The sequence below is a fragment of the Kribbella sp. NBC_00482 genome, assembly GCF_036013725.1.
Lineage (GTDB): Bacteria > Actinomycetota > Actinomycetes > Propionibacteriales > Kribbellaceae > Kribbella.
Window position 1 is genome coordinate 6,255,601 of record NZ_CP107881.1, and the last position, 12,619, is coordinate 6,268,219.

The window sequence follows — 12,619 nt, forward strand, 5'->3', positions numbered from 1 at the left end:
GGTTGATGGCGAGCGTCGACAGCTTCGGTGCCAAGGGGGCACTCGAGGTCAACGGACAGTCGTACGAGATCTTCAGGTTGGCGGGCATCGAGGGTGCGGACACGCTGCCGTACTCGCTGAAGGTCCTGCTGGAGAACCTGCTGCGCACCGAGGACGGCGCGAACATCACCGCCGAGCACATCACCAAGCTCGGCAACTGGGACCAGAACGCGGCCCCGGACACCGAGATCCAGTTCACCCCGGCCCGGGTGATCATGCAGGACTTCACCGGCGTCCCGTGCGTGGTCGACCTGGCCACGATGCGCGAGGCCGTCGGCGAGCTCGGCGGTGACCCGACCAAGATCAACCCGCTGGCGCCGGCCGAGCTGGTCATCGACCACTCGGTCATCATCGACGTGTTCGGTACGCCGGACGCGTTCGAGCGCAACGTCGAGTTCGAGTACGGGCGGAACCGCGAGCGGTACCAGTTCCTCCGCTGGGGCCAGACCGCGTTCGACGAGTTCAAGGTCGTCCCGCCGGGCACCGGCATCGTGCACCAGGTGAACATCGAGCACCTGGCCCGTACCGTGATGGTCCGCAACGGCCAGGCGTACCCCGACACCTGTGTCGGCACCGACAGCCACACCACGATGGTGAACGGCCTCGGCGTGCTCGGCTGGGGCGTCGGCGGCATCGAGGCCGAGGCCGCGATGCTCGGCCAGCCGGTGTCGATGCTGATCCCGAAGGTCGTCGGCTTCAAGCTCACCGGGTCCGTCCCGGCCGGCGCGACCGCGACCGACGTGGTGCTGACGATCACCCAGATGCTGCGCAAGCACGGTGTGGTCGGCAAGTTCGTCGAGTTCTACGGCGACGGCGTCGCGGCGGTCCCGCTGGCGAACCGCGCCACGATCGGCAACATGAGCCCGGAGTTCGGCTCCACCTGCGCGATCTTCCCGATCGACGACGTCACCCTGGAGTACCTGCGCCTGACCGGCCGCGCCGACGACGAGGTCGCTCTCGTCGAGGCCTACGCCAAGGAGCAGGGCCTGTGGCACAACCCGGCCGTCGAGCCGCGTTTCTCGGAGTACCTCGAGCTCGACCTGTCGACTGTCGTACCGTCGATCGCCGGCCCGAAGCGGCCGCAGGACCGGGTCGCGCTGAGCGAGGCCAAGGAAGGCTTCCGCGGCGCGCTGACCGACTACGCCACCGAAGAGCTCGACGTCGACCCGTCGGAGACCGGTAGCTTCCCGGCCAGCGACGCCCCGAACGGCCACGGCAACGTGAACGACGAGCCGCACGTGCCACACGGCAGCGGCAACGGCCGCCCGTCGAAGAAGACCAAGATCTCCTTGGACGGCCAGGAGGTCGAGCTCGACCACGGCCACGTCGTGATCGCCTCGATCACCTCCTGCACCAACACGTCGAACCCGTCCGTCATGCTCGCCGCGGCGCTGCTGGCGAAGAACGCGGTCGACAAGGGCCTGGCGTCGAAGCCGTGGGTGAAGACGTCGCTCGCGCCGGGGTCGAAGGTCGTCACCGACTACTACGACAAGGCCGGCGTCACGCCGTACCTGGAGAAGCTCGGCTTCCACCTGGTCGGGTACGGCTGCACCACCTGCATCGGCAACTCGGGCCCGCTGCCCGAGGCTGTCTCGGCCGGGGTCCAGGAAGCCGACCTCGCTGTCGTGAGTGTGCTGTCCGGCAACCGGAACTTCGAGGGCCGGATCAACCCCGACGTGAAGATGAACTACCTCGCGTCGCCGCCGCTGGTGATCGCGTACGCGCTGGCCGGCACCATGGATTTCGACTTCGAGACCGATGCCCTGGGCAAGGACACCGACGGCAACGACGTGTTCCTGCGCGACATCTGGCCGAGCGCCGACGAGGTCGAGCGGACCATCGCGAGCTCGATCAACAAGGAGATGTTCACCAAGGACTACGCCGACGTGTTCGCCGGTGACGAGCGCTGGCAGTCGCTGCCGACGCCGGAGGGCAAGACGTTCGCGTGGGACAGCGAGTCGACGTACGTCCGGAAGCCTCCGTACTTCGAGGGTATGGCGAAGGACCCGTCGCCGGTCACCGACATCGCCGGTGCCCGCGTGCTGGCCAAGCTGGGCGACTCGGTCACCACCGACCACATCTCCCCGGCCGGCTCGATCAAGGCGGACAGCCCCGCGGGCACGTACCTCGCGGAGCACGGCGTCGACCGCAAGGACTTCAACTCGTACGGTTCCCGCCGGGGCAACCACGAGGTGATGATCCGCGGCACGTTCGCGAACATTCGGCTGCGCAACCAGATCGCGCCGGGCACCGAGGGCGGCTTCACGCGCGACTTCACCAAGGACGACGCGCCCGTGACGAGCATCTACGAGGCCGCTCAGTCGTACGCCGAAGCCGGGACGCCGCTGGTGATCTTGGCCGGCAAGGAGTACGGCTCGGGGTCCTCGCGGGACTGGGCCGCGAAGGGTACGGCGCTGCTCGGCGCGAAGGCCGTCATCACCGAGTCCTTCGAGCGGATCCACCGGTCGAACCTGATCGGCATGGGCGTGCTGCCGCTGCAGTACCCGGAGGGTGAGAACGCGGAGTCCCTCGGCCTGACCGGCGAGGAGACCTTCGACATCACCGGCGTGACCGCGCTGAACGACGGCGCGATCCCGCGCACGGTCCACGTCAAGGTCACCGCGGTCGACGGCGGCGTGCAGGAGTTCGACGCGGTCGTCCGCATCGACACCCCGGGCGAGGCCGACTACTACCGCAACGGCGGCATCCTGCAGTACGTCCTCCGGTCGCTGATCGCCGGCTGACGCAGCATCCAGTAGCCGCGGGTCACCGGAACTGTCGGTGGCCCGCGGTTTACTGATGTCATGGCCGACCGGGAGTCACCGCGCGACGTCGTGCGGGCCGCGTGTGCGACGTACGGCGAGGATGTCGTGGTCGACTGGTGCGTTGCCTTCCTAACTGGTGAGATCTCGGGCGAGGCGGCGTACGGCGCTGAGCTGCCGAAGCTGGTGGCGATCACCGGGGCGGAGAATCCGGGTGGCTGGAAAGCGCCTGTTGATCCGGGCAACTACTACTGGATCCGGGTGTGGGCCGCTCGGGTGTTCCTGTATGTCTGGCGGGATGACGCGGTCGATGCGCTGCTGGTCGCGGCGCAGGATCCTGCTTGGCGGGTCCGGGAGCACGTCGCGCGGATCACCGCGCAGCGCGAGCTCGGCCAACTCGTCGACGCGCTCTTGCCGATGCTCGACCACGAGCTGCCGAGGGTTCGTGCGGCGGCCGTTCGCGCGGTCGGCGCCGCGGGGGAGTACGAGCACGCCGACGCGATCCGGCCGCTCGCCGACGATTCCGATCACACCGTCCGCGCCGCCGTCGAGCGCGCACTCGCGACCCTGGAGGACCGCCTTGACCGACCCCTCGATTGATGTACGACGGGCTACCGTTGCCGACGGGTCAGCTGTTGGAGAGGTGCATGCGGCGTCGTGGGGCGCTGCGTACGCGCCGCTCTTCCCGATCGAGGTCGCGAAGGCGGGTGTCGAGAGCCGGCTGACCCGGTGGCACTCGCGGATCGCGGACGGCGAAGGGCTGATCATGCTCGGGTTCGTAGGCGAGCGACCGCTGGCGCTGTCCTGGTCGAAGCCATCGGAGACCCGCGCCGGATTCGCCGAGATCTACAGTTTCTACACGCACCCCGACGGCTGGGGGAGTGGCGTCTCGGCCGCGCTGATGGATGCCACTCTCCGCGAGCTTCGGGAAGACCGCGTGCATCTGTGGACCCTGCGCGACACCGCGCAGTCCCGCCGCTTCTACGCCAAGTGCGGCTTCACCGAAACCGGAGCCACCCAGACCCGCGACTTCGGCGACGGCAATCCGCTCGCACAGGTGGAGTACGAGCTAGTCATCAAGAGCGGCGCGTAGCTTCCCGGCGTACTCCTCGGCCTCGGCGTCGTCGGCGTACTTGGTCCGCGGCCAGAAGAAGCCGCGCAGGCCGTCGCCCTTCGTCCGCGGTACGACGTGGACGTGCAGGTGCGGCACCGACTGGGACACGACGTTGTTCACGGCAACGAACGATCCCTGCGCGTCGAACGCGGTCCGTACGGCGCTCGCGACCGACCGGGCCGCTCCGAACAGCGGCACCGTCAGCTCGTCGGGCAGCTCGACCATCGTCGGCACGTGTGTCCGCGGCACGATCAGCGTGTGGCCCTTGAACACCGGCCGGACGTCCAGGAATCCCACGACGTCGGGTGTGTCGAGCACGATCTGCGCCGGCGTCGTACCGGCGATGATGGAGCAGAAGAGACAGTCCGCCATACCGTCAACCTAGCTTCTCGTCGGCGAAGCACCAGCGCCACGTCTCGCCCGGCTCGAAGCTGCGCATCACCGGGTGCTTGGTCTGGGCATTGTGCTTGCTGGCGTGCTTCATCACCGACGAATCGCAGCACCCGACGTGGCCGCACCCCAGGCACAGCCGCAGGTGGACCCACGAGCCTCCGTCGGCCAGGCACTCCTCGCAGCCGTCCGGTGTGTTCGGCGTGACCACGACCGGCGCCTGCTCCAAGTGCTCACACGCAGCACTCGTCGTTTTCGGCCGCAGATCCTCGGAACGCCCGCCGACGTCGTCGTCCTCGTCGCGGTCCAGGATCGACTCCTCGATGTCGAGCGCGTTCTGCGCCCGCTGCAGCACCTCGTCGGCGACCAGCCCGGCGTCGCGGACCTTCAGGATGTGCGCGCGCTCGGCCTCGAGCATCGCGATCCGCAGCCGCCGGTACGCCTCGCTGGGCGTCTCGTACTCGGTCTCCGGCCGCCCCAGCCGCTCCCACGCGGCCTGTGCCCGCGCCTCGCCGCGCTGACGCAGTACGTCGAGAATCGCGGGCGGGTCCGTCGGCGCCGAGATCTCGTCGAGCTTCGCGATCGCGGCCCGATGAGCTCCCTGCAGTACGGCGGCCTCCTGCAACGCGTCCTCCGCGGGATCCGGTCCCGGCAGGCGCAGGCGACGTACCAGCCAGGGCAGCGTCGAGCCCTGGACGAGCAGCGTGCCCGCGGTGACGGCGAGTGCGATGAACACGAGGACCTCGCGATGCGGCGTGTCCTCGGGCAGCGTGAAGACCGCGGCCAGCGTGACCACGCCGCGCATCCCGGCCCACGACACCACGATCAGCGCACTGCGCGAAACGGGTCCGGGACGCGAGGGGCCGAGGAAGCGCCGGGACAGCATCGTGGTCGGGATCACCCAGATCGGCCGCAGCAGAATCACCGCGACGAACACCGCGACCGTCGTGGTCGCGATCAGCCACGTCGGCAGCGGGCTCTCGGTGAGATCGTCGAGGATCCACCGGGTCTGCAGCCCGATCAGCAGGAAGACCGTGTTCTCCAGCAGGAACTGGAACGTCCGCCAGTTGGTCCGCTCCGACATCCGCGACTTCGCCGACTGGATGATCGGCGCCTTGTGGCCGAGGAACAGGCCGGTGACGACGACCGCGAGTACGCCGGACGCGTGGACGTAGTGGTTCTCGGCCGCGATGTACGCGATGAACGGCGCGGTCAGGCTGAGCGTGGTGTCCAGCACCGGATCGGTGAACCGGCGCCGGATCTTGGCCAGCACGAACGTCACCACGATGCCGACCAGCACCCCGCCGCCGGCCGCCCGCAGGAAGTCGAGGCTGACGTCCCACACGGTCGGCGCGACCACGGCGGCACCGATCGCCGTACGCAAACAGACCAGCGCGGTCGCGTCGTTCATCAGGCTCTCGCCCTCGAGGATCGTCACCACGCGGCGGGGGAGGCCGACCCGTTTGGCGATCGCGGTCGCGGCGACCGCGTCGGGTGGCGCGACGACGGCGCCGATCGCGAACGCGGCCCAGAACGGCAGCGGTTCCTGGCCGATCGACTCCGCGACCCGACCGAGCAGCCACCAGGCGACGACGCCGACACCGAGTGCGGTGAACGCGACCAAGCCGACCGACAGCAGCCCGATGGACCGCCGGTGCTTGGAGAAGTCGACCAGGCTGGTCTTGATCGCGGCCGAGTAGAGCAGCGGCGGCAGGAACCCGACCAGTACGACCTCGGGCTCGAGTTCGACCCGCGGGATGAACGGCAGGTACGACGCGGCGATCCCGATGACGACCAGCAGCAGAGGGGCCGAGATCCCTATCCGTCGCGCCAGCGCGGCGACCGCCGCGACGACGGCGACGAGGGCCACGACCTCGATCGCGATATGCACGCGCACAGTGTCGCAGTTTGAGCCTCGGATCTGGTCAGCCGGGGACCTGTCCTCTAGCGTGTGCGAAGCGAGATCCGTCGATCACCTGGAGTGACTGATGCGTCGTGTGCTTGCTCTGCTCGGTGTCGTGGCACTGCTCCTGTCGCCGGTAATCCCAGCCGCTGCCTCGGACACAGTGACGAACGGATGCGTCGCGTCGGTCCCAGAGCCTGGTACGACGATGCCCGTACGGATCTGCTACTCGCTGTTCAAACCGGCGACCGCCTCGGCCCAGCACACCGTGCCGCTGATCTTCCACAGCCATGGGTGGGGCGGCAGCCGGACCACGGACCCGGCGGCGTTCAAGGCGTGGCTCGACGCGGGCTTCGGCGTGCTGAGCTTCGACCAGCGCAGCTTCGGCCAGAGCACCGGCGTCGCGCACGTGATGAACCCGGACTACGAGGGCCGCGACGTGGTGAGGCTCGTCGATCTGGTCGCGGGCCTGGACTGGGTGACGAAGCAACGGCCCGGTGATCCGCTGATCGGAGCCATCGGCGGGTCGTACGGCGGTGGGTACCAGTTCGCCGGCGCCTTCACCGAGCTGCGCGACCGCGGGCGGACCCGGTTCGACGCGCTCGCTCCGGAGATCACCTGGTGGGATCTCAAGCAGAGCCTCGCGCCGCAGGAGGCCGCCCGGACCATGTGGTTGACGATCCTGTTCGCGGGCGGCGGCACGCATCTGCCTCCCGCGGTGTCCGCCGCCTTCGTGGCGCTGATCGCGACCGGTACTTGGCCGGTGGGGAAGGCCGGGCGCGATCTCGACGCGTTCTTCGCGCACAACGGGCCGGCGTGGCACGTGCAGCAGGGCCGCAAACTCGACCTGCCGGTGCTGTTCGGCCAGGGCATCTCCGACAACCTGTTCAACCTGAACGAGGGGCTCGCGAACTTCGACCGGGCGCTCACCGCCCGCGCCCGGGCCAAGTCGATCTTCGTCGGGTACAACGGCGGCCACACGCTGCCCAGCGTCGTACCGCCCGGCTACGCGACCGCCGGCGACCCGTGCTCGATCGCACTCGGATCACCCAACTTCTCCAGCCTGTCGATCCGCTTCATGCAACTGCAACTCCTGCACAAGTCGACGGGCCTGACCGGCTTCGGCACGTACCACCTGTCGACCGCCGACGGTCGTTGCCTCACCCAACGGAACCTGACGCCGAACAGGCGGTACCCGCTCGGCAAGATCGTCGCGCCGACCGGCGTCGGCCTGCCCGTCAACCTGCCGATCGCGAAGGGCCCGATCACGATCGCCGGCACGCCCACGCTGAGCGCCGACGTCTACACGGTCATCCCGCGGTCGGCGGCGTACTTCGCGCTGAGCGTCGGCAAGAACCCGCTCACGGCGAAGGTCGTGCAGAACAACACGATGCCGCTGCGCGAGAAGTACACGGCCCGCGGCGTACGGCGCACGATCGAGCTGCCCTCGATCGCCGTCGACGTCCCGGCCGGCCAGAACCTCTACCTGACCGTCGCCCCGATTGCCGACATGTACGCCGGCCAACGCGGCCCGCTCCCCGGCGTGATGATGCTCAAGAACGGATCGCTCAGCGTTCACCTGGCTCGGTAGAAGCCGTGTCAGAGCTATGGCGGGCTCGTGTCAGGCCGGGCGGCGAATCTTCTCGGCATGAGCCAACTCACGCACACCAAGCCCCGTCCGAAGTTGGTCGAGGTCCTCCTCGCCGACAAGCACTCGATCCCGCTGTCCATCGCGCTGCACCTGGTGCCCGGCGCTCTGATCGTCGCCGTCTACGCGTTCGTCGCGGCGCCGCTCGTCAGGGCGATCGACTACCCGCCGTTCCTGGCCTGGGCGATCGCCCTAGCGGTTGTCCTGTTCCCGCTCCTGCTGGGCATGGCCTGGCTGGGTAAGCAGGCAACCGGCCGATACTGCCTACGTGGCGGCGCCTTGCAGTACTTGGACCGCCCGGTCCCGCGCGGCAAGGTCTCCGCGCTGATCATCGGCTGCCTGCTGTGGATGACCGTCGTGTCGCTCTCGCTGACGCCGCTGGACAACTTTCTCTATGACAACGCCTTCTCGTGGATCCACTACGCGGGCACCGGCGACAGCGCCACGTCGTACCTGAACGGATACTCGCAGCAGAAGTTGCTGACCACGCTGCTCATCTGCGGCCCGTTCACCGGCTGGTTCCTGCCGCTCATCGAGGAGTACTACTTCCGCGGATTCCTGCTGCCCCGCCTGTCGCAGCTGCGCGGCTGGGCGCCGTTCTTCAACGTCTTCTTCTTCTCGGTGTACCACTTCTGGGCCCCGTGGACGGTCCTGTCGAAGCTCGTCTTCCTCTACCCCGGCATCCACCTGGCCTGGAAGAAGCGGGACATCCGGATCTCGATCGGCATGCACCCCGGCTCGGCGCTGCTGCTGACAGTGGTCGGCGTCATCGCCGTGGCGATGGGGCGTACGTCGCTGTAGTCCTAGCGGATCTTGTCCAGGTGGGTCTTGTAGACCGTGAGGAAGGGCTCGTCGGTGGACACCGCGCCGACGAGCCAGTCGCACGTCTGGCGGGCGGTGGCGATCACGTCGGGCGGGTAGCTGTACTTCACCTGGTGCTCGGCGAACTCGTCCTCGTCGTCGATGAAGACGGTGCCGTCGCGGCGCTTGATCACGTCCAGGTCGAGGTCGATCATCGTCACCACGTCCTCGGAGAACTCGACCGGCGTGGTGATGTCCGCGTAGATCTCGGTGTGGCGCGGCTCGTCGTTGAAGATCGCGGTGAACCACTGGTCCCGCGGGAACAGCTGCACATGCGCCTGCTCCTGCGTCACCGCCGGCTCGTCGCCCCGCTGGGACACGGACCCGGCCGGGGCGCCCAGCCAGAGGCCGTACTCGTCCTCGCCCAGATATCGCATCCACTGATGCCAGTGCAGCTTCTCGTCGAACTTTCGGTACACCACCCGGACATCACGCATGGCCCCAAACCTATCGGCCGTCGGGTCAGCGGCGGTTGATCTGGGCGGTGATCGTGGGGTCCTTGATCGCCGTGTCGTTCGCGAGCAGGAACGCCTTGCTCAGGACCAGGCTGAGGACGGGGTCGTCGTCGAAGGGGAGGAACAGCTTCTGCGCCTGGCCGTCGCGGGCGGTGACGATGCACAGGTACTGGTCGTTCGGCGACATCAGGATGTTGCCGCTGCCCAGATGGATCCGGTACGAGCGGAGGTCGCCGCGCACCGTGAGGTAGCGGTCCTCGAACCCGCACCGGTCGGCGATGGCCAGCCGCGGGACGAGTTGTTCGAGCACCTCGCGGCGGATCTGGGCGGCCGCGGACAGTTCGCCGAAACCGAACGTGTGCCAGTACGTGTCGAAGCGGCGCTCGGTCCCGCGGTCGAGCCATTCCGGATCGGCGCCGACCGAGGTGACCCCGACGAACAGGTCGACATCGCGCAGTGCCTCGGTCAGGACGAGCGGTGGCACCTCGATGAGTTCGATCGAGTTGTCGGTCCGTACGTCGACGAACCGCACCTGATCGCTGGTGCAGTACGGATAGAGGTCGGTCGCACCCGGCTCCAGGTCGTGGATCGGGTCGAAGTAGAACTCGGCCCGGATCCCGGCCTCCTCGAAGGTACGCCGGGCAACGCCGTTGTCGATCCCGTCGTCCCACCACGCGACCGCGACCGGCGCCCAGCCCCGCCCCTTCATCAACGCGCGCGCCTGCACCTGCCCGAACACGTGACCTGCGAAGCGGTTCGAGTACACGCGGGTCTGTTCCTCGGCCGGCGTGAGCACGTAGAGCTCGCGGAACGCCTGCTTGAACGGCTGAACGACCTGCTGCTCGAGCAAGTACCGTCGCCAGGCACGTACGTCGTCTGCGGTCGCGTGGATCGGGTGCCAGAGCCGGACCTCCGCGTCCGCCGGGATCTCGACCTGCTCACCCGAACTCGTGACCACGGTTGCCGCGTCGAGCGGAATCCCGATGACATCCGGTCCTTCCGGGGTGCTGAAGACCCAGACCAGCGTGCGTGTCATTCGGCCGGTGATCGGATGGTCCAGGTACCACGAGCGCCAGTCGGCGAGCGGCCAGCGGCGGTCCGTGGCCATCACACCGTCCAGCCGCACCCGTTCGCCGGCGATCGTCTTACGGATCGCCTTGAGCTCGTTGCGGATCGCGGTGAGCGTTTCGGCATCGGTCTGCTTCACGTCCGGCGGTACCGACTTCCGGGGCGTTTGCTTCTCGTCGACGTACAGAAGGGTTGCGGTCCTCCCGTCGACAACGAGCTCGGCCGATCCTCGCGACAGCGGCGTCCGGCGCTTGCCGTCGGCGTCGAGGTCGTGGGTTTCGACGGCGCGTTCCAGCAGTTGGTCGCGGGTCAGTCCTTGCGCGGAAGCGAGCGTGTCGATGGCCTTGCGGATCTGCCTCAGGAGGGTGCCGTGCCGGACGGAACGCTCGAGTGCGAGCAGTTCGGTGATCGACGACGGCCCGCCGATATCGGCCATCGCCTGCGCGGACGAGTTCGCTAGCCGGAGGCTTCGCGGGCTGCCGAACTGGCCGCCGATCACGGTCACCGTCTTGACCGCGAGCCGCCGTAGCTGCGACAGGAGCGCCGAGTCCCGCAGTACGCCGGCGCTCGCGACAACGCCACACAGGAAGGACTCGTTGGCGTCGGTGACGTAGCGCGGGTACCGCGTCTCGATGTCGGCGGCGTCGAGAGCAGCGTCGACGAGGGCACCGAGCAGAGCCGTGGGCTTGGACAGCAGGCCGGTGACACGCTCGGCCTCGGTGAGCCATTTCTTCGACGGCCGGCCCTTGGCGGGAAAGGCCGCGAGGAGATCGAGTGCCGCCGCAAGCGCTTCGGCCGGTTCGTCGGCAGCCTCGAACGCGCTGCGCAGGCGCGGGCCGATGTCGTCGTTCTCGTCGATCAGGTCGACGCGGAGCCCTTCCTCGGGGCCTACCAGCTTCCGCAGCCGGGTGGCCGTCGCTGCGTCCTGAGCGTGCTCGGCCGCACGCGCGAGCAGTGGTTTCAAGGGTTCCTGCTCGGCGCCGGGGAGCGCGGCGTACGCGTGTTCGATCTGGCGGCTCACCGCACGGAGAGCTTCGCTGCTCCACCAGGCCTGGGACTGCTCGAACTGCCCGATCCGGAGGGTCAGTAACCGCTCGATGTGCTCCGCCGACAACTGGATGCGCTTCCGCGCGATCACCGACAACAGTTGGGCGCAGTGATAGCTGTCGACGCGCTCCGAGACGGTCATGACGCACTCCAGCCGCAGCGGTTCGGCGGCCTGCGCGATCACCTGAATCTCGGGCAGCGCCCTGGCGTCTGCGTCAAGGGTGTACGACCGGCTACGAAGGGCGTGCAGCGCCGCGGCCACCAGCGTGGCGGCCTCGCCTGCCATGCTCAGCCACCGACCAGCTGGACCAGTCGGACGAAGCGGATATCGGAGTCCGCGGTCAACTCGAGTTCCTCGTCGAGTTCGGTCACCTGCCGGTCGTCGACCAGCACGAAGAACCCGTTGCGCCCGAACGCCTCGATCGCCCGATCGGCCTGCGGCTCCCAGTCGAGATGCCGCTGCCTGTCCGGCGCGGCGTTCAAGCGCGCCACCTCGTCCCGGATACGCGTCACTATCAGGTCGCGCAGCGTGATTCTGCTCGAAATCCCCTCGAGCAGCGTCGTCGTACCGACCCGCCCTGCCCCCGACACATCGATGATCTTCACCGTGATCCCCACCGTCGCAGCATAGTCAGCCGCCGGGCCCAGGGCGCCTGCAACTTCATGCAACTTTGCTGTGAGGAGTGGACCGATCGCGGAATGCGACGGAGCATGGTGGGGTGCCGGCCCAGAGGTCGTCATCGTGACCGGCTCTCGTTGGTTCAGGGGGGCTCCTAGCCGACGGGAGCCGGTTACCGCGCGAGCCCGCGGATCTGTTCGAGGTACGGCTTGTACGCCGTGACGAACGGTTCTGCCGTGGTGATGGTGGTGGCGAGGTGGTCGCAGGTCGCCCGGGCGGTAGCGACCACCTGGGGCGGGTAGTTGTAGCGGACCTGGTGCTCGTGGAACTCGTCCTCGTCCATCACGTGCACGGTGCCGTCGCGGAGCAGGCGGATGTCGAGGTCGAGGTCGACAGCGGTGACCGAGTCCACGCCGAACTCGGCCGGCATCGTGATGTCGCAGTAGATCGCGGTCTGATGCGGCTCGTCGTTGAACAGGGCGCTCCACCACTGGCCGTGCGGGAACAGCCGGACGCGGTGGTGGTCGATCGTGGTCCAACTGCCGTCGGCGCGCTGCCCGCGGGTCCCGGGAGCGGAGCCGACCCACAGGCCGTGCTCGTCCTCGCCGAGCCGGACCGCCTCGACCAGGCGATGCGGCTGCCCGTCGTACTTCCGGAACAGGGTCCTCACCATCTCCACACCGATCACCCTAAGTGAGACCCACCACACCGCC

At 68.4% G+C, this 12,619-nt stretch carries 11 protein-coding genes; 5 read left to right on the plus strand and 6 right to left on the minus strand.

Annotated features, from left to right (window positions below):
* The first annotated feature begins 5 nt into the window (after nt 1-5).
* The 3 genes from acnA to OHB24_RS30365 are packed head-to-tail and all read left to right on the plus strand — an operon-like array spanning nt 6 to nt 3,894.
* Nucleotides 6-2,783, plus strand: coding sequence for an aconitate hydratase AcnA (gene acnA, locus OHB24_RS30355; RefSeq protein WP_327634279.1), 2,778 nt, complete (start codon nt 6-8; stop codon nt 2,781-2,783).
* A gap of 60 nt (nt 2,784-2,843) precedes the next feature.
* Entirely contained in the window at nt 2,844-3,401 is a 558-nt protein-coding gene (locus OHB24_RS30360; RefSeq protein ID WP_327634280.1) for a HEAT repeat domain-containing protein, read from the plus strand.
* Between the two features lie 43 nt (nt 3,402-3,444).
* The gene (locus tag OHB24_RS30365) at nt 3,445-3,894 is read left to right on the plus strand and encodes a GNAT family N-acetyltransferase (RefSeq protein ID WP_327634281.1); all 450 of its coding nucleotides are present in this window, start codon (nt 3,445-3,447) and stop codon (nt 3,892-3,894) included.
* Here the strand turns inward: OHB24_RS30365 and OHB24_RS30370 are convergent.
* Together OHB24_RS30370 and OHB24_RS30375 are read right to left on the minus strand one after the other, a co-directional pair.
* A complete protein-coding gene (locus tag OHB24_RS30370) occupies nt 3,871-4,287 on the minus strand; it encodes an HIT family protein (protein WP_327634282.1) in 417 nt (138 codons plus the stop codon). The genes OHB24_RS30365 and OHB24_RS30370 overlap by 24 nt on opposite strands.
* Before the next feature lie 4 nt (nt 4,288-4,291).
* Nucleotides 4,292-6,196 (minus strand): Na+/H+ antiporter, encoded by a 1,905-nt coding sequence (locus OHB24_RS30375; protein WP_327634283.1) that lies wholly within the window; start codon nt 6,194-6,196, stop codon nt 4,292-4,294.
* A gap of 97 nt (nt 6,197-6,293) precedes the next feature.
* Between OHB24_RS30375 and OHB24_RS30380 the strand changes: the two genes are divergently transcribed.
* Nucleotides 6,294-7,799, plus strand: a complete 1,506-nt coding sequence (locus OHB24_RS30380; protein ID WP_327634284.1) for a CocE/NonD family hydrolase — start codon at nt 6,294-6,296, stop codon at nt 7,797-7,799.
* 57 nt (nt 7,800-7,856) lie between these two features.
* Complete coding sequence (locus tag OHB24_RS30385; RefSeq protein ID WP_327634285.1) at nt 7,857-8,657, plus strand: CPBP family intramembrane glutamic endopeptidase; 801 nt, start codon at nt 7,857-7,859, stop codon at nt 8,655-8,657.
* 2 nt (nt 8,658-8,659) lie between these two features.
* Here the strand turns inward: OHB24_RS30385 and OHB24_RS30390 are convergent, their stop codons facing one another.
* The 4 genes from OHB24_RS30390 to OHB24_RS30405 all read right to left on the minus strand — a co-directional run bounded on the left by OHB24_RS30390 (nt 8,660) and on the right by OHB24_RS30405 (nt 12,579).
* Entirely contained in the window at nt 8,660-9,154 is a 495-nt protein-coding gene (locus OHB24_RS30390; RefSeq protein ID WP_327634286.1) for a DUF402 domain-containing protein, read from the minus strand.
* A gap of 25 nt (nt 9,155-9,179) precedes the next feature.
* Nucleotides 9,180-11,573, minus strand: a complete 2,394-nt coding sequence (locus tag OHB24_RS30395) for a DUF4132 domain-containing protein (RefSeq protein ID WP_327634287.1) — start codon at nt 11,571-11,573, stop codon at nt 9,180-9,182.
* 2 nt (nt 11,574-11,575) lie between these two features.
* Nucleotides 11,576-11,905, minus strand: coding sequence for a hypothetical protein (locus tag OHB24_RS30400; protein ID WP_327634288.1), 330 nt, complete (start codon nt 11,903-11,905; stop codon nt 11,576-11,578).
* Between the two features lie 173 nt (nt 11,906-12,078).
* A complete protein-coding gene (locus OHB24_RS30405) occupies nt 12,079-12,579 on the minus strand; it encodes a DUF402 domain-containing protein (protein WP_327641125.1) in 501 nt (166 codons plus the stop codon).
* Between the last annotated feature and the right edge of the window lie 40 nt (nt 12,580-12,619).